Annotated in this window: 23 protein-coding genes; 20 read left to right on the top strand and 3 right to left on the bottom strand. The window is 39.1% G+C overall.

Annotated features, from left to right (window positions below; genetic code table 11):
• Nucleotides 1-92: 92 nt before the first annotated feature.
• The 4 genes from ACZ1GR_RS16225 to ACZ1GR_RS16210 all read left to right on the top strand — a co-directional run bounded on the left by ACZ1GR_RS16225 (nt 93) and on the right by ACZ1GR_RS16210 (nt 3,014).
• Nucleotides 93-920 carry an RteC domain-containing protein gene (locus ACZ1GR_RS16225; RefSeq protein ID WP_472609899.1) on the top strand — a complete coding sequence of 276 codons (828 nt, stop codon included), beginning with the start codon at nt 93-95 and terminating at the stop codon, nt 918-920.
• Nucleotides 921-1,085: 165 nt separating this feature from the next.
• Nucleotides 1,086-1,388, top strand: a complete 303-nt coding sequence (locus ACZ1GR_RS16220) for a helix-turn-helix domain-containing protein (protein ID WP_472609898.1) — start codon at nt 1,086-1,088, stop codon at nt 1,386-1,388.
• Nucleotides 1,369-2,484, top strand: a complete 1,116-nt coding sequence (locus ACZ1GR_RS16215) for a hypothetical protein (RefSeq protein WP_472609897.1) — start codon at nt 1,369-1,371, stop codon at nt 2,482-2,484. Before ACZ1GR_RS16220 ends, ACZ1GR_RS16215 begins: the two co-directional genes overlap by 20 nt.
• A gap of 2 nt (nt 2,485-2,486) precedes the next feature.
• Nucleotides 2,487-3,014 (top strand): ORF6N domain-containing protein, encoded by a 528-nt coding sequence (locus ACZ1GR_RS16210; protein WP_472609896.1) that lies wholly within the window; start codon nt 2,487-2,489, stop codon nt 3,012-3,014.
• Here ACZ1GR_RS16210 and ACZ1GR_RS16205 read toward each other — a convergent pair.
• Together ACZ1GR_RS16205 and ACZ1GR_RS16200 are read right to left on the bottom strand one after the other, a co-directional pair.
• Nucleotides 3,011-3,448: a hypothetical protein gene (locus ACZ1GR_RS16205; RefSeq protein WP_472609895.1), complete on the bottom strand. Its 438-nt coding sequence runs from the start codon at nt 3,446-3,448 to the stop codon at nt 3,011-3,013. The genes ACZ1GR_RS16210 and ACZ1GR_RS16205 overlap by 4 nt on opposite strands.
• Before the next feature lie 152 nt (nt 3,449-3,600).
• Nucleotides 3,601-4,230, bottom strand: a complete 630-nt coding sequence (locus ACZ1GR_RS16200; protein WP_472609894.1) for an N-acetylmuramoyl-L-alanine amidase family protein — start codon at nt 4,228-4,230, stop codon at nt 3,601-3,603.
• A gap of 203 nt (nt 4,231-4,433) precedes the next feature.
• Between ACZ1GR_RS16200 and ACZ1GR_RS16195 the strand changes: the two genes are divergently transcribed.
• The 9 genes from ACZ1GR_RS16195 (at nt 4,434) to ACZ1GR_RS16155 (ending at nt 12,849) form a co-directional block, all read left to right on the top strand.
• The gene (locus tag ACZ1GR_RS16195) at nt 4,434-4,721 is read left to right on the top strand and encodes a hypothetical protein (protein ID WP_472609893.1); all 288 of its coding nucleotides are present in this window, start codon (nt 4,434-4,436) and stop codon (nt 4,719-4,721) included.
• A gap of 34 nt (nt 4,722-4,755) precedes the next feature.
• Nucleotides 4,756-5,040 (top strand): hypothetical protein, encoded by a 285-nt coding sequence (locus ACZ1GR_RS16190; protein ID WP_472609892.1) that lies wholly within the window; start codon nt 4,756-4,758, stop codon nt 5,038-5,040.
• Nucleotides 5,027-7,444 carry a TraG family conjugative transposon ATPase gene (locus tag ACZ1GR_RS16185; protein WP_472611831.1) on the top strand — a complete coding sequence of 806 codons (2,418 nt, stop codon included), beginning with the start codon at nt 5,027-5,029 and terminating at the stop codon, nt 7,442-7,444. The genes ACZ1GR_RS16190 and ACZ1GR_RS16185 overlap by 14 nt, the downstream gene beginning before the upstream one ends.
• Nucleotides 7,441-8,019: a conjugal transfer protein gene (locus ACZ1GR_RS16180; RefSeq protein ID WP_472609891.1), complete on the top strand. Its 579-nt coding sequence runs from the start codon at nt 7,441-7,443 to the stop codon at nt 8,017-8,019. Before ACZ1GR_RS16185 ends, ACZ1GR_RS16180 begins: the two co-directional genes overlap by 4 nt.
• A 3-nt stretch (nt 8,020-8,022) precedes the next feature.
• Entirely contained in the window at nt 8,023-8,862 is an 840-nt protein-coding gene (locus tag ACZ1GR_RS16175) for a hypothetical protein (protein WP_472609890.1), read from the top strand.
• Nucleotides 8,863-8,878: 16 nt separating this feature from the next.
• On the top strand, nt 8,879-9,499 hold the full coding sequence (locus tag ACZ1GR_RS16170) for a conjugal transfer protein TraK (protein WP_472609889.1): 621 nt from the start codon (nt 8,879-8,881) through the stop codon (nt 9,497-9,499).
• Complete coding sequence (gene traM / locus ACZ1GR_RS16165) at nt 9,486-10,433, top strand: conjugative transposon protein TraM (RefSeq protein WP_472609888.1); 948 nt, start codon at nt 9,486-9,488, stop codon at nt 10,431-10,433. Before ACZ1GR_RS16170 ends, traM begins: the two co-directional genes overlap by 14 nt.
• Nucleotides 10,434-10,444: 11 nt before the next feature.
• Nucleotides 10,445-11,245 carry a DUF4138 domain-containing protein gene (locus ACZ1GR_RS16160; RefSeq protein WP_472609887.1) on the top strand — a complete coding sequence of 267 codons (801 nt, stop codon included), beginning with the start codon at nt 10,445-10,447 and terminating at the stop codon, nt 11,243-11,245.
• Between the two features lie 614 nt (nt 11,246-11,859).
• Nucleotides 11,860-12,849 carry an IS110 family RNA-guided transposase gene (locus ACZ1GR_RS16155; RefSeq protein ID WP_472609247.1) on the top strand — a complete coding sequence of 330 codons (990 nt, stop codon included), beginning with the start codon at nt 11,860-11,862 and terminating at the stop codon, nt 12,847-12,849.
• An 11-nt stretch (nt 12,850-12,860) separates the two neighbouring features.
• On the opposite strand, the gene ACZ1GR_RS16150 is transcribed toward ACZ1GR_RS16155, so the two are convergent.
• Nucleotides 12,861-13,652: a cation efflux transmembrane domain-containing protein gene (locus ACZ1GR_RS16150; RefSeq protein WP_472609248.1), complete on the bottom strand. Its 792-nt coding sequence runs from the start codon at nt 13,650-13,652 to the stop codon at nt 12,861-12,863.
• A gap of 316 nt (nt 13,653-13,968) precedes the next feature.
• Here ACZ1GR_RS16150 and ACZ1GR_RS16145 point away from each other — a divergent pair, with 316 nt between their 5' ends.
• From ACZ1GR_RS16145 to ACZ1GR_RS16115, 7 genes are all read left to right on the top strand, one after another.
• Entirely contained in the window at nt 13,969-14,313 is a 345-nt protein-coding gene (locus tag ACZ1GR_RS16145; protein ID WP_472609886.1) for a hypothetical protein, read from the top strand.
• On the top strand, nt 14,310-14,813 hold the full coding sequence (locus ACZ1GR_RS16140) for a single-stranded DNA-binding protein (RefSeq protein WP_472609885.1): 504 nt from the start codon (nt 14,310-14,312) through the stop codon (nt 14,811-14,813). Before ACZ1GR_RS16145 ends, ACZ1GR_RS16140 begins: the two co-directional genes overlap by 4 nt.
• Before the next feature lie 85 nt (nt 14,814-14,898).
• On the top strand, nt 14,899-15,348 hold the full coding sequence (locus ACZ1GR_RS16135) for a JAB domain-containing protein (protein WP_472609884.1): 450 nt from the start codon (nt 14,899-14,901) through the stop codon (nt 15,346-15,348).
• Between the two features lie 10 nt (nt 15,349-15,358).
• Nucleotides 15,359-15,580 (top strand): hypothetical protein, encoded by a 222-nt coding sequence (locus tag ACZ1GR_RS16130; protein ID WP_472609883.1) that lies wholly within the window; start codon nt 15,359-15,361, stop codon nt 15,578-15,580.
• A gap of 366 nt (nt 15,581-15,946) precedes the next feature.
• A complete protein-coding gene (locus ACZ1GR_RS16125) occupies nt 15,947-16,525 on the top strand; it encodes a BfmA/BtgA family mobilization protein (RefSeq protein ID WP_472609882.1) in 579 nt (192 codons plus the stop codon).
• A 4-nt stretch (nt 16,526-16,529) separates the two neighbouring features.
• Nucleotides 16,530-17,609, top strand: a complete 1,080-nt coding sequence (gene mobB, locus ACZ1GR_RS16120; RefSeq protein WP_472609881.1) for a MobB family relaxase — start codon at nt 16,530-16,532, stop codon at nt 17,607-17,609.
• A 12-nt stretch (nt 17,610-17,621) separates the two neighbouring features.
• Nucleotides 17,622-19,202, top strand: a complete 1,581-nt coding sequence (locus tag ACZ1GR_RS16115; protein WP_472609880.1) for a type IV secretory system conjugative DNA transfer family protein — start codon at nt 17,622-17,624, stop codon at nt 19,200-19,202.
• Nucleotides 19,203-19,262 lie beyond the last annotated feature (60 nt).

Genomic DNA, 19,262 nt, shown 5'->3' with positions numbered 1-19,262 from the left:
AAGTATTAGATTGTCTGACCCTTAAATAAAGCATATCCCCAATCGCACCATGTTTTTATCTACTATGGTTACTAATGCTCAAAGGTCAGCTTATGGAACTACAACTACTATCTCAAGAACTTTCAGATGAACTTGCAAGAATTGAATCGATTACAACAGATGTAGTCAAAAAAAGTGATCTGTCCATTGTACTTTGTCGTAACCTACTCATAAAATTGAAAAGACATGTCTCAAAAAAGGAATTTGAATCAGCATCCAAAGAGATTGCCTTTTTTAAACATACAAAACAAGTGCCCTTGCGCAATCTGGTGTATTTCTTTGAACTGAAATCCTTTGAGATACATTATCCCAATGGCGATGACGGTACCAAGCAAAAATATATTATCAGAAAGTTGAAAAAACTGAATAGTTTCTTTTCACGAAATCTTGACTTCATCCAATACATAGACCAAGGAAAAACCTATTTGGACACCCACTACTTTACAAGGGAATATTTCAACGAATTCAATATCACCCATGCTAGATATTACTTTAGGAATCCGGAGTTCAGCAGTTCCCATGATTTACTATTGGCCAAACTGGATGCCAACCGCAGGTTAATTGCTTATTTAGATATTCGGTTGAAGAACATTGGGAAGCTAAATGGACATAAAACAATCCCTCCCAACCAGTTAAAGTGGACGGCTAGCAAAACAGATATGACTGAACTCGCCTATGCTTTAAAAAGCAGTAGAGCAGTTAACGATGGGCAGGTCAGCATTCGTGAAATCATCAAGACCTTGGAGCTAGCCTTTTACTTCAAGAGCGGAGATCCATACCAGAACTATGGTGAAATACGAATCAGGAAAAAAAGTCGCACCAAGTTTTTGGACGACTTGACCCTTAGTCTTCTCTCTAATTTGGACAAAGGAGATCAATAATTCAATTCCTGATAGGTGCCTTACATATGTTAAAATTTCACCCAACTAGGGTGGAACTGGTGATTTTTTTTCCCGAAAACAACCCAAGTTTGTACAAAGAATGTCAAACGATATGGATTGGGTCCAAATGGAACTTTCGGTTCAATTCCTTAAAAAAGAAGTATCATGCCTGCAAACATTATTACCTCCGATGATTTAAAAGAGTTCAAGGAAGAACTCCTTTCAGAAATAAAAGAACTGTTGAACAACTACGATAGGATAACCATTGATAAATGGATAAAGTCAAACATCGTAATGAAAAAGTTGGGCATTAGTCCAGGGACTTTACAGAACTTTCGTATCAATGAAACCATTCCTTTCTCTAAGCTGGGAGGAATCATCTATTACGACGAAGAGGAAATCGATGAGATACTGAAAAACAACAAGAATTTCTTTTTAAAAAAAAATTATGATCCTGGCAACATATAACATCCAGAATATCTTTTATCGGAACAGCATTTTGATAAAGAGCTATAGAGCGGAAAATAAAGAACTATGGGTCGAGGAATTTGAAACACTATTGTTAAAAGGAATGCACACCAATAATGAGCTTAACCGAATGCGCGTTTTATCGGAACTCTTGGGTTTCGAAGATTCACTACACAGTCCATACCTTATCATGAAGCATAAAATGGGACGGTTATTTTTAAAAAAAAGTGTGGGAGCAAAGACCCATAAGGCAACACATTTAACGGATTGGAACGGTTGGATAAAGCTAAACTCCAATCCTATAAATGATACTGCCATTGGCAATAAGGCCAGGGTTATCAAAGAAGTATCCCCTGATGTCCTTATCCTATTAGAGGTTGAGGACAGGGCGTCTTTACTGGAATTCAACAAATTCTTTTTAGCTGCTTCATACAAACATATTCACTATTTGGAAACCAATGATAGCTATGGGCGGGGAATCGGGATTTTAATGAAAGATGGGTATCAGGTAAAATCAATGACATCACACGTCAACGATACCGATGAAAACGGGAATCCCATTTTTGATGTGGATTTGCAGGAATATAAAATTAAGACCCCAAACGGAACAATTATAACCGTCTTATCAACTTGCTTTTTGAATGATTCCGAGAAACCGGAACAAACCAATGCCAAGATTGAAATTCAATCCAAAAGAATAGCCGAAATATATAAATCACTTTATAATACAAACCATTTAATTACCGTGGTTGGCACCTTAAACGTACCTTATTACAGTAAACTCCTTTCCCCTTTAGTGGAAGGAACAGATTTGAAAGATGTTTCAAGGCATCGCACTTTTGATGTCGATCTGGACAAAGGAAATGATTCGAAATACTTTCGTTTGGGAGCCTATAAAATGGGCGTCAACCTAAAACAGCGTGACTACTTGATGCTCTCCGATAGATTGTATAAGGCGGTAAAGAATAGCGGATTGATCAGAAAGGGGATTTGGTTCAAAAAAAAACCACAGTGGGAGATGCTCAAAAGCATTAAAAATGAAACACATATCGCTAGTGAACATCCGTTGATATGGTCACAACTAAAAATAGGTTAAAGATGGAACTACAAACCATACAAAACAGGATTTACGAAATACGGGGCCAAAAAGTACTTTTGGATTTTGACCTTGCCGAGCTGTACGGCACAGAAACCAAAAAACTAAAGCAGGCAGTTCGACGAAACATAGACCGTTTTCCATTTGATTTTATGTTTGAACTGACAAAAGAAGAATATACAGCTCTAAGGTCACAAATTGTGACCTTAGAGCATCAAGGAAGAGGAAAATACAGTAAGTACAATCCTTTTGCGTTTACCGAGCAAGGTATCGCAATGTTGGCAAGTGTACTACGGAGCCCAAAAGCTATTGAAGCCAATATACGGATTGTACGTGCCTTTGTTTTTTTGAGAAAATATGCCCTGTCCCATACGGAATTGACGAAAAAACTTCAAGAATTGGAAGCTAAGTATAACAAGAAATTCAATGATGTTTTTGAGGCAATCAATTACTTACTTCAAAAAAATCAGGAGCAAACCGAACAACGCAACAGAAAGCGTATCGGTTATAAGAGCGGAAAAACGGATTAACCCACCACCTCATAAACAAACTTACTTTTAGCATCCCCGATTTTTTGGGTAAGTTCTAATTTAATAGGAAGGATAAGACTTGGTATGTGCTCTAGACTTTGCAAATACCGGCCCAGTTCTTTCTGTTCTTTAAAGGTAGCCTCTACCCCACTCTTGTCAAATTGCCGCAAACAATGGTGTGACCCGTTCCTTATCCAGGCGATTGAACTCAAGGGAAAATTAAAAAAGACCTCACATTGGATATCGATATGTTCATGGTCGGCTATTTGGAAATCTTTTGCGATAACGTCATGCAATGATTCACAATGCATCAATAGCGCATTTAAGAACTTACCGTCTTGATCAGCTTTAATTGATTTAAGGACAGTCTTTAACTGCTTGAAATTATCCAGTTGTCGTAATGGATTGGGCCTTGATTCAATATTAAATTTCATAATAAGTGATTTTATTGTTATTAATTTCCAGTATCGGATAATTTCAGTTTTTGGAAAACAATTGCTTCATAAATGCGAACATTTCCCCACCAACTGTAATTGTAATTTCTTTAAGTACTTTATACAAGTCCACAAATAAGGCTTTCATATGCTCATAATTTAATTGGCATCAATACAGCTAATGCCAATGCGTTTCTGTTCTTTTTTATTCCTAGGTAATTCGCCTCATCATTGTTCGATAAAAAACCCAGCTCCACTAAAATTGCAGGACAGGTTTGTATGGTTTGCCTTAACACTTGGAAATTGGCCGTTTTTACGCCCCTGCTACGATACCCTAATTTTTTGGCAAGCTCATCTAACATAGCCTTGGCTATCCTATTGGATTCTTCTTGATTTGGATTTTGTAATGGCGTATTACGATGTAAAAACACTTCTATCCCGGTAGCCATCTTATTGGGCGCATGGTTGCAATGAATGGAAATAAAAAGGTCTGGTTTTAGCACCCTTGCGAGTTTGGTCCTATGACCTAATGAGATAAGCGTATCGGTATATCTGGTCAAATAGATATCATATTGATTCCCCAACATTGTTTTGTTCAACGTAAGTACGGCCTTTGCAATGGTCAGTGTTATATCCTTCTCTTTAATATGATTGACACCTATTGCACCTGAGTCTGTCCCCCCATGTCCAGCATCTATAAGGAGTACCTTTTTTTCTTGTCCGACTACCATAACCAAAGGCAGTAAAAAAAGAAGAAGTACATCTATTTTTAACCGTATCATCTTCATTGTGTATTTGTATTTCACATTGCACAATTTTTAAAGATTTCAACAAATACCTAATTATCCTTCAAAATTTAACGCTCAATCCCGTTAATATTTTCGGCTTTTCAACCTTTTCCTGTATTCCCTTATAGATTTCGCAAAAAGTAATTTTTAACAAGGTTTCTCAGGACCTGTCTGGAGAACCATAAAACGTAAACCTTATGAAAAGAACACTTTATCCAACGTGGGCCATGCTCCTGATGAGCCTGCCCACTTTCGCACAGATCGGAGGTATCGAAGATTCGGTCAATGATGTAGGTGATACCATTAGGGCAATCTTCCCTTTACTGCTAGGAATCATTTTTCTTATTGGATTCCTATTTAATGCAGGCCATTTCTTTGGAGAAAATGCAGACCTCAAAAAAGGGATTACCCGAGTTTTGGTCTTCGTACTTATCGCAGGTGCAGTGGTGGGCATCTTTACCTATCTCATTGGAATCGTAGTCTAAGCCTTATAGAGGCCATTGTTAAAAAGCATATCCAATGAAAAAGTACGAGGTATATAAAAACATTCGCAAAGGAGCAATGATATGGGGACTTCCCATATCGCTCTTTGCAATGATGATGCTCTCCATATTGGCATCGCTATTGATAATCATATTCTCTTTCAGTTTATTGGTAGTCATAGGAGCTATCCTATGGAACGGCATGTTGTATATCGGTCTTACCAAGCTTGCCCGTAAAGCCATCCTATTGAATTTCAATAAGGTGTTTCCTAAAATCATTAGTAACAAAAAAGAGAACATACTTTATGATGTCGATTATTAACATAGCAGCATACAACCCCATCATTGAGATACAGGATAACCTGGTTTTTGCCAATAATGGTAATCTTATGGCCTGTTATAAGGTAGGACTGCCAGAAATATATTCGCTTTCTGAAAGGGATTTTGAAGACTTGCACGGCACCTGGTTCCAAGCCCTGAAATCATTGCCCGTAGGTTGTGTGATTCATAAACAGGACCTGTATTTAAAAAAAGAATTCAGTTCGGAATGCCTACCAAACAATACTTTTTTGGCAAAGGCGACACACGACCATTTTAAGGGAAGGGAATACATGGAACATACATGCTATCTGTTTTTCACCATGGTGCGGAACAAAACACTGAACAACCCTAAATATGTCAATCCCTTTAGAAAAGTAAGTAAGGGAATTTACCAAGAATTAAATCAGAGGGCACATAGCTTTATAGGTTCGGTAACGGATTCCATAAACTATATCAACAACAGTCGTAAGGTTTCGATAACACCCCTTGAAAAAAATGAAATATTGGAACTGGGCCATAATTTTTTCAATGGATTTAATAGCGGTTACGATACCGATATGCTCTTGGAAAAATCCAAAGTCACCATTGGCAATCATCATTTTGATGTATTGGCAATCAATAGCGAGTCCTGTTTTGGCGAAAGCATACAGACCAGTAAAATCAATGAGCGCTTTACCTCGGACGATTTTGTCTTTCATCAAGGGTATATGGATGGTCTTGGCCTTTCCTTGAACGAGAATCACATCGTCAACCAAGTCATCTATTTAGATGATAAACAAAAGTGGCGTAGGCTTCTGGACAAGAAGATAGTCGAACTCAAGAAGAGTTCAAATTTTGGAACACAGAACAAGGTCATCCTTAAAAAGATTGCACATATCGTTGACCAAATCAATAGTGATGATAATGCCCGGATCATTAGAGGACATTTGAACATTATCTATTGGTCAAGGGAGGCCAAAGAGCTTGAACATATAGGCTCTCGAATAAAATCCGAGTTTAAGGAACTGGATATTACCCCATACTATCCCAGAGGGGAAGAACGCAAGAACTATTTACTCAATAGCTATCCATGTTTCTCTTCCAATTTTTCTAACCAAGATGTGTATGTAACAGATTTGAAACATGCGCTTTGCCTATATATAAACAATACAAATTACAGAACGGACAAGCAAGGTATAATCTTCAACGATAGGGAACATAACATACCTGTTTTAAAAGATGTTTGGGATGAAAAAAAGAAACGTATCAAAGCAAGGAACTTTGCCATTTTCGCACCTACGGGTGAGGGAAAGTCATTTTTGGCCAATAATATACTAAGGCAATATTTTGAAATGAAGGTTCGCTTGGTCATTATCGACTTGGGAGGCTCTTATACCAAATTTGCCAGTTTATACCCCGAACAGTTTACCGTATTGCGCTATGAAAGTGGAAAGAGCCTTGGTATCAACCCCTTCTTTATAGCAGATGGTCACGATGTCACCCCTGAACGATTGGAAGATTTGTCCGTATTTCTTTTTGAATTGATTGGTGAAGGAACCAAACCCAAAAAAGAACATTCCGTAGCTCTTAAAAAAATACTGTTCGCCTATTATAAAGAAAACGGTAGTGACCTACATTCCTTAGCCCATTTTTACACCTATATCGAATCGCAAAAACACAAACTGCTAGGGCAATTGAAAATACATGCGGATTACTTTAACGTGGAAGGTTTCTTGCACATTTTATCAGAATATGTCAGGGGTGGTCTCTATAGTTTCCTATTTGAAACAAGTGAAGACCAATCCTATAAGATTGAGGATAAGCGCTTAATTGTTTTTGAGTTGGATGAAGTAAAGGATAACAAGGAAATATTGTCCGTAATGCTCAAACTCATCAAAACTGCTATCCAACGCACGATATGGAAAAACAAGGAGGAAAAAGGAATCATTTTATTTGACGAGTTCGCCAAGCAATTAAAGTTTGATAACGTATTGGAATCCGTAGAATTCTACTACCAGGCGATACGAAAACAAGAGGGTGCGATAGGTATCGTTTTGCAGTCCATCAATCAATTGCCGAACAATGCCACATCTGCAAGTATTCTGGAAAACACCCAGGTCATTTATAGCTTGAACAATGAAAAGGGTTATGGTGAATTGGTAAAACGGTTGAACCTTTCCACGCATGACCTCAATCAATTAAAATCCATTAAAAATAATTTATCGGGGAAACGCAAATACACCGAGATATTCATCAAAATAGGGAAAGAGAGCAACATTTTTAGATTGGAAGTTCCTTTGGAAGTATTTGCTGCCTACCTCACCGATGGAACTGAAAACGACGCCATTATGGCCCTATATAAAGAACATGGCTGTATGGAAATAGCCATCAAACAATTTATTCATTTAAAATCAAAAGAGTTATGAGAAAATTCATTTTTACGTGCTTTTTGGCACTCGGAACATTTTTATTGCCCACACATGCTACATGCCAGGGGTTACCCGTCTACGACAATACGAATTTTATTACACTGGGCAAGCAGATATTGGAAGCTGCAAAACAGACACAAAACCTTATCAAGACCGTAGAGTTTATGCGAGAGCAAAAAGAGCGGATCGAAAAGGTGAGCAATGTGGTCAAGCAGTTAAAGGCCGTTCGGGAACTTGCCCGAAACAACCAACGCCTTTTTGATGTGGTCCGTGGAGACGTGCGACATATTTTGAATTCCCCCTATATCACTCCCGATGAAGTTACCAGGGTATCACAATCCTTTGAAAACATTATTGAAAACTCCTTGGATGACTTGGATTTTGTACAACAGATCCTTTCCAGCGATTACCTCAAAATGTCAGATGCGGAGCGGGCTAAAGTATTGAAAGAGAGGGAACAGAAATCCAAGGAAATGGTCGCCGAGATAGAGCAAAAAACCAGAAGGTATAGCGATATCATCTCCTTTAGGGAGTTGCAGGACAGGATCAATAACAGGGAAACCGATTACTAAGCTATGCAACTTGTTATTTCATTGATTGGAGGACTGGAATATGTGGATGCTGTCTTTCAGACCATAAAGGACAGCAATTTTCTACAGTATACCATTGTTGGAATGAAAACCCTCGCTATCCTATTCTTTTTGATCAATATCCTAAAAAAGTATAATGAGGGAGTTGCCAACAGGGATGGATACACATGGGGGCTTACCCCAACGGAACTGGTCAAAAATTTTGTCATTGTAATACTTGTTATTTTTTCCACCGAGGTATTGGATGTTTTTGATTCTGTTCTTGTGGCGGTTGAAGGTCAGTATCGAAATACTGCACCTGCATTGCTCCCCTTACAATTGCAAGACCTTCCCATTGAGGAAGAGGTCAGCGGATTAAACGCAGCAAGTAAAGGTTTGGCATTATTGTTTGAAGCCCTAAGCACACCGTTGTACGGTTTAAAGATATTGGCTTTTATCATAAGCGTATTTCTTTGGTTGTTGGACCTTTTTATCTACCCCCTGTTTCTTGCAGAACGGTTTTTCCTCTTAGGGATCATGCAAGCTTTTTTTCCTTTGGTAATAAGCTTGGCCGTTTTTGAAAAATTCAGGTCCATGGCCTATACCTTTTTCAAATTGTACGCTGCGGTGTATATGCTCGTTCCAGCATTTTTTCTGGTGAATGTTTTTGTGAACGCACTTTACCAGGAGTTCACCACCAATTTTTGGGCAAACCTGTTCGGGTTCGATTTTGGAAGCTCAGCCTTTGCTTCGGTAATTGAATTGGGAACCATCGGATTTATTGTCTTTCTAAAGTTCAAGCTCTACAAACGGGCTACAACGTTCACCTTTAAATTATTCGCGTAACGATAAAAAAATAGTTATGAAAACACCCTATAAAAATATATATGAGGTTTTGAAATTAAATCGGTTCATCGTATTGGCCGTAATTGTCATGGCAATGTCAGCTACCCTGGTTTCAAGTATCATATCCTATAGAATGTATGATAAATCCCTAAAGGGCGCTTTTGCCATCGGAAAAAATGGCGAAGTAATCCCCTTGCAATGGGTAGCGGAAAAAGAAAATTTACAGGTGGAGGCATTGGAACATTTACGTTTGTTTCACACCTATTTCTATGGATTGGATGCCACCAATTTTGAGGGGAATATCGAAAAAGCCCTATGGCTGGGAAACAGCACAGTAGATAATGTATATCGCCAGAAGAAAGCGGATGGGGTTTACAATCGATTGATGCAATATTCCCTGGTACAAAAGGTAATAAGCATACATTCTGAAGTAGACCTTAGTGCAGAACCCTATCCCTTCAAAACCGTTACGGTATTTCAAATCAATAGGGGATCGGTTATCGATACGTATGAGCTAGTGACTACCGGAGCACTCATCCGCTTGGAGAAAAGAAACTTTCCAAAAAACACACATGGGCTTTTGATCACGGATTATTTTGAAAAAACATTGAAAAAAGTAAACTATGAAACCAGATAAGAAAAAAATCACTTTCGTCATAGTCATTGGAATGGTCGTACTATTTATGATTACTTATTCCTTGATGACCTTTGGTGGGGATGATTCCAAAGAAGGGAAATTAACGCAACCGGTGGTACCAACTTTGGAAAACACTCAGGAGGCTTATACTTCAAGACTAAATGCCGTTGATGACTTAAAAGAAATTCGACAGACAAACGCCCCAAGTATCTATGATGAAAAATACTTGGATTCCACGGGCGTATTTGACCCTGATTTTATCGAAAAGGAAAAAATAAGGAAAGTGGACAGCATTTATGCCAACAGTAGAATTGATTACAGTACCAGAACGTTCAAAAATCCCGCTAATATTAACAATAGGGATAGCATTGTAGATGCAATTGCTCAAAAGAAGGGCACTGGCACAAAGAAGGAAATCACTGCTGAAACTACCATCGATACTAAAGAAATAGGCTTGGAACAACAATTATTTTTTGCCTCAAACCCTTCTGCCGAAATAGCTACTGAACACTTGCCTGAATTGCAGGTAATCGTCGATAGAAAACAGGTCATAAAGACAAATGACCGTTTAGAAATGAGAACCTTGAATGAGATAACCGTCAACGATATGACCGTTCCCAAAAACACTGCCCTTTTCGGTATTGTAAGCTTTAAACCGAACAGGGTCTTATTAAAGATCCAAAATATTGCAGAAATGCCACTGAGATTTAAGGCATACGATTTTAGGGACGGATTGGAAGGAATATACATTGTAAACAGTTTTAGGGAAGAAGTTCGAAAGCAGGTCATTGCCGATGCAGTTGATGACATTAATGTACCGGGTATTCCACAAGTTCGAGGTCTAAAAAGCATTTTTCAGCGTTCCAACCGTCTCGTAAAAGTAACGGTAAACTCCAACTATATACTCACGCTAAAAGTTGATTCACAACAATAAAATCAAAGGATATGAAAAGGTTAATTCTACTATGGAGTATGGGATTTGTTTTCTCAGCTCAGGCAAGAACTATAAAAAAGTTAGATACCATATACGCAAACTCTACCATGACAACGGCCTTGTTTTTCCCTTCAGAAATCAAACAGGGAATAACGGGTTCGGACAATTTTATTTTCACCTACAATAGAGAGAAAGAACAGAATTTAGGACTGTTAAAAGCCATTAATGGCATAGATAGTAATCTATTGGTCATTACTACGGACGGGAAGGTCTATTCCTATATTTTAAAATATTCGGAACATATAGAAGACCCTAACCGCTTTATCACCGGTAATGAGAGTATAGGACATATAAAACAGATTCAAGAAAAGGAAAGGGTTTCAAACAGTACCATTTCCATCACGGATAACAAGGATATACTTCGCAAATCTTGCAAGTCATTCCTCAAACTTCCTGAAGAATTAAACATTAAGAAAAAAACAGGAAACCTAAAACTGAGTCTAAAAAATATGAAGTATCAAGGTGATAACGTATTTCTGTTATTCGAAATAGAAAACAAGTCTCCGATACGTTTTGATTATGGTTTCCTAAGAATCTTTAAAATAAACGGGAATCAAAAACGTAATGCATCCTATCAAGAAGTACAGCTAAACCCAATCTATGTCGATAATAAACCCATTCAAATAGTTCCGAATACAAAAACTAAAATGGTTTATGTGGTTCCTAAGTTCCATCTTGACAAAAGCGAAAAATTAGAGGTTCGATTGCAAGAATTAAACACCACTAGAAATGTTGTGTTGAGGTGGAAATAACTAGGGCTGCATATCAATAAAAATGAATCAGTCCTTTTTATATCGCTTCCATTCATCCTGGATCTCACAGGTTTCCATTTTCAAATTTCCGCAAGTGGAGACCAACACTGTTACTTTTTTTCGGTAGCAAAACAACAACATTTTTGTATTGCATTACGGCATAAAACCGTTTCGTTACACTTCACTTTTTATACGTCCCACAATACATAAATATTGAATCCACAACTGCATAAAAAAAAGGTAACAGTGACGGCCTTTAGTTTTGTCTTTATAGATGAAATCTATTGTGATGATGGTGTTGAAAAGAGGGGGTCTGGGGGAGACTCATAACTTACAATTTTGTTGACAAGTCAAAAAGGGTGGGGCGAACCATAGCGACGGCTAGGCATAAGGCTTTCATAGAGTAATGGGCTCTACCCTTGTTTTGAAGGGATTATGGATATTTATATAAAATAGATTGAAAAAGGACGGGGTGAACTTCAGCGACGGCCAGGTTCAAGGCCTTTATAGTGTATCAGTCCCCGTCCTTTGTAACCAGGTTGCCAGAACCATATAGGATTTTAGCCCTTGCTATTAAAGGTCTTAGTTTAAACAACCTAATTAAAGTAAAAATTATGGAAATCAAAGAAGTCATCGGTATTGATGTAAGTAAGTTGACATTGGATTGTTGTATCCACCAGAGCCAAGAACTTAAAACGTTCAAGAACGATTCCAAGGGAATCACAAAAATGATAAATTGGTCTTTAAAGAAAAGCAGGGTCGACAAGGAGAATCTTCTCTTCGTATTGGAGCATACGGGGCTCTATTCGGATTACCTGGTTCGATTGCTGGACCGTGACGATTGCCTAATGAATATTGTTAGCGGTCTTGAGATCAAGCGTTCCCTAGGTATAATCAGGGGCAAGAATGACAGGGCGGATGCGAAAAGAATCGCACTTTACGGTTATCGCACAAGGGAGGAGACCCTTCCCAGCAGGATTCCCGGTTCTACTCTGACAAGGTTGAAACGGTTGATGTCCATGCGCAAGAAACTGGTCGGTCAACGGGCAGGACATATGGCGACCCTCCGTGAGCAAAAAAGAGTGCTTGAAGAGGATTCGCTTCTTTTCTGGGTTCAGGAAGATATCATCAACCTATTAAGTTGGAGGATAAACGACCTTGAGCGGGAGATGGACAAATTGATACAAGGTGATGTGGAACTCAAAAGGATGCTTGCTTTATTAACGGGTATCAAAGGAATCGGTAAAGTGACCGCCCGCTTTATGATCGTATATACGGTAGGGTTTACTTCATTCGCTACTTGGCGCAAGTTTGCCTCCTACTGTGGTATAGCACCCTTTTCCCATACTTCGGGGACAAGTGTCAGGGGGAGGACCAAGGTCAGCCAATTGGCCAATAGGGAAGGTAAGGCCTTATTGCACCAATGTTCCCTATCGGCCGTAAAATGCAATCCGGAGATGAAAGCCTATTATGAACGAAGGCTTGACATCGGGAAGAGTAAGATGAGCACACTTAACATTATCAGGAACAAACTGGTCGCACGGGCCTTTGCGGTAGTCGCACGCGGGACACCCTATGTGAATACGATGGGTTACATATCTTGACCGAACCACAACTATTTTCCAAGTTTGAGAATCCGTATCGCACCCTGGACCACTAGGGCGAAAACGATAGTTCCTATTATCAGGTCCGGTTTGTTGGAACTGAACCAATTTACAAGCAGTCCTGCTGCGATTACACCTAGATTGATTATTACATCGTTCGAGGTAAAAATCATACTTGCCTGCATATGGGCTTCCTTGCTCTTGGATTTTTGCAGTAGGTAGAGGCATATTCCGTTTGCGATCAGCGCAAAGATGGAAACGGTTATCATTGTCGAAAAGTCTGGAAGTTTCTCCGCTCCGAAAAAACGCCTCAGCACTTCGGCGAACCCGATAACAGCCAAGATAATCTGAAAGTATCCCGCCAGTTTGGCTATCCGTTTTTTCTTTGTCAATGTTCCCCCGGCCGCAAAAAGACTGATTCCATAGACAAAGGAATCGGCCAACATATCAAGGCTATCCGCGACAAGGCCCATCGAACTTGAAAAAACTCCTGTTGCCATCTCGATGAGGAAGAATGCAAAGTTAATGGCCAGCACCGTCCAAAGTAATTTTCTTTGACCTTTGCCTTCATTGAATTCCTTAACCTCGGTCTCTTCGGTCGATATTCTCTCTCCTCCCAATTTTAGTTCAAGTATCGATTGCTCGATTTGTTCGAGCTGGCCATCATGATAGATCGATAATTGTCTTTTCGGGATGTCGAAATCCAAGTGTTCTATACCTGAAATCCCGTCCAGTTTCATACGTATCAGGTTCTCCTCTGAAGGGCAGTCCATTTTGGAAATTTCGAATACCGTTTTCTGCATAGATGACATATTTGGTCCGATGTTACAAAAATACCCATTAAGCAAGCTATGGACAATAGGGCTCCCCTTGTTGCATTTTGTGCCGTTCGGTAGGTTCCGGTTTCTTGCACGATAGGGCTTTGGTTTACAATAGCCACCTACACCATTACCTTTTTTGACGGCAAAACAACAACATCCGTTCTTGGACGGCGGCATAAACCGCTCTCGCTGCGCTCCACTATTTATACGCCTTACCAAGCCCGGATATTGAACTGGACAAAGCAACAAAAAAGGTAACGGCGAAGGCGCTATGGGAAGTAAATCAAATCCGAAGATCATGAAAGCGAATCGAACCCTCAAAAACGGAACAGCACAAAAAAAACAAAAAAAGGAAAACGCTCTGGATATAATAAGTAAATCGATTCAACGGGTTTGTGGGGAAAAAATCAGAACAATAGATAAAGTTTATGATGAAAAGCTTGGATTTACCATAGGATACACTATGGGAAGTAAATCAAAAGCAAAAACCATGAAATCATACAGGAAAAATAAAACAGAAGCGATACAAAAATTGAGAAATCAAAAAAAGGAAAACGCTCTGGATATACTAAGTAAATCAGTTTTAAACGCCTTACGTAAAAGGCAAAATGTAAATCGTAATATTTTAAATTTTAAGTCATGAGTACATTAAGAAACAAAGTTCAATTAATCGGAAACATTGGCAACGAGCCAAAAATTACAATCCTAGAAAGTGGTGCTAAAGTAGTCCGTTTTTCTATGGCTACAAATGAGTACTACAGAAATGCGCAGGGTGAAAAGGTACAATCCACACAATGGCACTATGTGGTCGCTTGGAACAAAAAAGCGGACATCATTGAACAATACACCTGTAAAGGAAATGAGATAGCCGTTGAAGGTAAATTGATTACTAGAAGTTACACCAATGAAGTGGATGTAAAATGCTATGTAACCGAGATTGTAGCACATGAGGTTCTATTGCTAGGGGCTAAAAACGAAAACACATCCCTTGAGGAAGTGGACGTAAAATCGGAAGAAGTCAAAGCAAAAGAATCCCCAAAAGTTAGGGCTGTAAAGACTAGAAAAGAAGGTGTCAATGAGCCAGAAAAACTACCACGGAAAAGAACGGGCACCAACAAAAAAAGAGCTGAAAAAACTGTTTAAAATAGTTGAGAGATGAAAAATGAAGAGGGCGCACACTACCACATGGAGCCCTCTTTTCTCTATAAATCCTAAAACAGAATCTACAATGAAAACACAAGTTAACGAAATAAATATAAGTTACAAGGAACGTATACCCGCCTCTTCTTGGCAACAGGTCAACTCCTCAAAAGATGCTGCGGAACTGCTCTTTGAAACTTGGAACAGAGACACCATAGCCTTGCAGGAATCCTTTAAGATCATGCTTCTGAACAATAGCAATAAAGTCAAAGGAATTTATGAGCTTTCCAAAGGGGGCATTACAGGAACATTGGTCGATATTAGAATCCTTTTTGCAGTGATTCTAAAAAGCTTATCGGTAGGAATCATTTTAACCCATAACCACCCCAGTGGAAAATTACAAGCCAGTCAATGTGATAGACAGATCACCACCAAAATTCAAAAAGCGGCTGAACTTTTTGATGTGAAATTACTCGATCATATCATCATAGTACCCAATGGGGATTACTACAGTTTTGCAGATAACGGAAACCTTTAAAATATATATCATGGTCTATTTGAATTATACCAACTTGGATTCCGAAACCCAAGAACAATTGCTGACCAAATCCAAAAATGATGTGGAACGAAAATTCGGTGCTGAACTGGAAATCTATGCCCTAAAAAACCAATTGGACTACCAAGTGCTTTTGGAAGATGCCTGTCCTGAGCGCCGTCGAAGGGAAGCGCTACGGAATCTTTATAGTTACAAATACTTATTTACCATCTAATTCCTTCCACCATTGAAAGTTAAAGGGCAGTCGTGGTGCTGTCCTTTTTTATTTATTGAATTTTTAATAGAACAAACTGTCTGTTGAGCATTCAACAAATTCAGCTTTTAAGGCTTCTTAAAATCCAACTCTTTTCTATAAAACATTGCTTTTGCCAATACCTTGTATTGGTATTCATTTTTGAACGCTTGCGGGCGAAAAGGAATAGCAAGAGGGTAGCGCGCTAAAGCGACGCTACGGGTTTAATTTGCTCCGCAAAGGTCTAAAATAAAAGGGCTCAGGGGGTATTTATGATTTGAGGAACATCTTAAAGTTTGTTGAAAAATGGATGGAAACCCTCGAAAAGACAGAAAAAATTTGTTGAAAATGAGCAGTAAAAAGAAGTATAGCTATAAATATCTGGCATTGAACCTCAAAGCTTCCGTGGTCAAACGGTTTCGAGCCTTCTCCAAAAAAGTGGCTAAACCACAATCTGAAGCCCTGGATGTAATGTTGGATTTTTTTGAATGGCATGGGATTGACCCATCACAGAAATTCACCAAAAGTATCATCCAAGAAATTCTAAAAAATAGAGAGCGGACCAACACGTCCATCAAAAGAAATGAAGCGACCATTGCCATTATTAGGGACATTGAAATCAACCAGACCAAACCCAATAATGCCATGCTTTTATCGCTCTTTGGAGCGAATGCCACAGACGAAAAACCCAAACGCAAAGAGCGAAAAAACATAGAACATACGGACGGAAAACCTAAAGACATTGAAATCACTGTGCCCAAAATACGCTACGAAAGACTAGCCGAAAAAATGAAAAACTTAAGAAAGAACCATGGTTATATTTTGGATAAAGTGGAACTGATAAAAGGGAATTTTGGCAAGGAATACCTAAAGCTGAACATATCCATATCCGAATTGGAAAAATTCAAAAGAACCTTAAAAAACTAAAGCAATGCATATCAATATCACAGCACAAAAAATTGGTAAACACCATGAGACTTATAACAGTAGCGTGACTGATTATGTCAACTATTTGGAGAAGGAAAACGAAGGAAAAGAACCCGAGTTTCAAGCACATTTCTTTGATCAAAACAATGATAGGGTTAGTCCAGAAACCGTTATTTCTGAAATCGATGGGAACACCAAAAAACTAAAAAAAAGAGACCCGAAATTTTATTCCATCGTGGTGAGTCCAAGCACCAAAGAGCTCAAACATATCAATAACGACCCTGCCCTACTCCGACAGTATACCCGGGAACTTATGAAGGATTACGCCGCTTCCTTTTTTCGTGATAGAACCGTAACCGTCAACGACCTAAAATACTATGCGAAAGTTGAACAAGAACGTAGCTATCGGGGCTTTGAAAAAAAAGTACAGGAGAACGCTCCCTATCGAAAACAAATCGCAAAACTCCGAAATGATATCGCCAAAGTTGAGCGTGGGGAACTGGAGAGAAATCCAAAAGAATTACAACGCGAAATTGATAAACTGATGGCTGAAGCTCCCCATAAAATCGACGGGGAATTGGTCTCGGAAGGTATGAAAAAAGAAGGGCTGCAGACCCACATTCATATCATCGTTAGCCGAAAGGACGTGACCAATACCTATAGCCTTTCCCCCAATTCCCAACACAGACAGAACACGACAATACTCAATGGAAAAGCACAAAAACAAGGCTTTGATCGCAATAAATTTTTTGATGCGTCCGAACAGCGGTTTGACAAACTCTTTGGGTATGAACGTCGCTTTATGGAAAAGTACGGCACAAAGAAAGTATACCGTAAAGATCCAAAAAAGTTCTTTGCACTGGTCGCAGGATTACCTACTAATGAACGGGAACTGGCGCTAAAATCCTTACATAAATTGAATGTTCCTACCAATCCAAAAGGTATGACGCTGAAACTTTTTCAAAAGGCGGGTATCAACCTTCCGAGCATTCCAACCAACAAAGTACAACTCGCCATAAAGGCATTTAACAAACTGAAAAAAGGAATGAAAAAAGCTATGGAAGCGGGTTCTATTGGCATTTAAAAATTGGATACTATGGAAAATTATTTGCTATTGATACCATTACTTCTTGTTGGGATTGCCCTTGAATATATACTCATCCGTTTTCTGAGAATGGGTTTTTATATCGTACTAGTGCTCCTATCTATGCTTACCACAACGGGCTATTATTTCTTGACAACCACGGTTTTTTTGAAACTGGTTTTATATGCTATCCTACCCCTAATGTTTGTCGCTTTGCTCCTATTCGTATTTGTTGCCAAAGAAGAACTAAAGTCAACGGTCAATGAAAAATACAGGGTCGTTCTCGATACTAAAGGCTATCGCCTGAAACTCGATAATATCCGCAGGGGCATCTCCATAATAGGATCGGCGGGGAGCGGAAAAACTGAAAGCGTGGTGTACAATCTGTACCAACATCTAGGAAAAAATGATTTCTGTGGGGTGATGCACGACTACAAGAATTTTGAGATTACCGAAATGGCGTATCCCATTTTCAAACAGACCGATAAGGACTTTTATATCATCTCTTTTGATCCCATCTACAATCGGGTGAACCCCATTGCACCAAAGTATATTCCCGATGAGGAAAGCGTGCATGAAATCTCACGCGTCCTTTTGGAAAACCTGTTGGAACTCAAGGAAAGTGGCAGTACGGGAACCTCAAAATTCTTTAATGATGCCGTGGAAGGTTTGATAGGGGGGTTGATCTGGCGATTAAAAGTGGACTATCCCGACTATTGTACCATACCGCATCTAATAGCCCTGTACCAACATCTGGACACGTCCGAATTGGTGGAATTTCTATCCGCAAATGTGACCTCAAAGGCAATGGCGGATGCCTTTGTCAGTGGTGTGGATTCCGATAGGCAAACAGCTGGGGTCAAAAGCACCTTGGCTAATGCCTTTAAAAAGATAAGTACGCAGAAAATCTTTATGGTTCTATCTGCAGATGAAGTGCCCTTGAATGCCAACGACCCAGAAAATCCTTCCATTATTTCAGTTGTCAATAACCCTAAAAAGGAAACCTCCCTCTCCCCTGTTATTGCCACTATTATCCATTCCATTACCAAACAAATGAGCGAACGGAATAGATTGTCTTCTTTTCTCTTAATGGAAGAGGCTGCAACCCTACGATTATTGAACATGCACCGTATTCCAGCCACTCTAAGGAGTTACGATATTGCAACTATTTACGTCCTACAGGACAAGGTCCAGAATGATATGATGTATGGGGATAAGGCAAGCAAGGCTATTCTCAGCAACCTATCCTATCAGTTTTTTGGGAAAGCCAATGACCCCGATACCGCCAAATATTACGAACGGTTTTTTGAAATCGTAAAAAAAGAAACACGTAGCGTTAGCAAAGGGTATTCGCTCAATTTTGATACTAGGGTGACCCAAGGGGAAAAGGAAGTTGCCAAACGACGTGCCGATGCCTTTTATGGCTTACGACAAGGGGAATTTGTGGTGTTCTTTGATGGGAAGGATAAAAAAGTGCGTTTTAGATTGCCACAAATTGAAAGGGACTTACCACAGCCTATGGTTATTGACGCTGAAGAATTAAAAGCGAATTTTGAAAGGATACATCGAGAGGTACAGTCAATCTTTGGATAAGTGGAAAAGCTTTTTATTTTAAATACTTTCAACTATGCGCATATTTAAATAGGTTGTTAT

It is taken from the genome of Croceitalea sp. W27 (assembly GCF_055693185.1).
The sequence above is the reverse complement of the archived record's forward strand: the minus strand, read 5'-3'. Positions and strand labels throughout refer to the sequence as shown.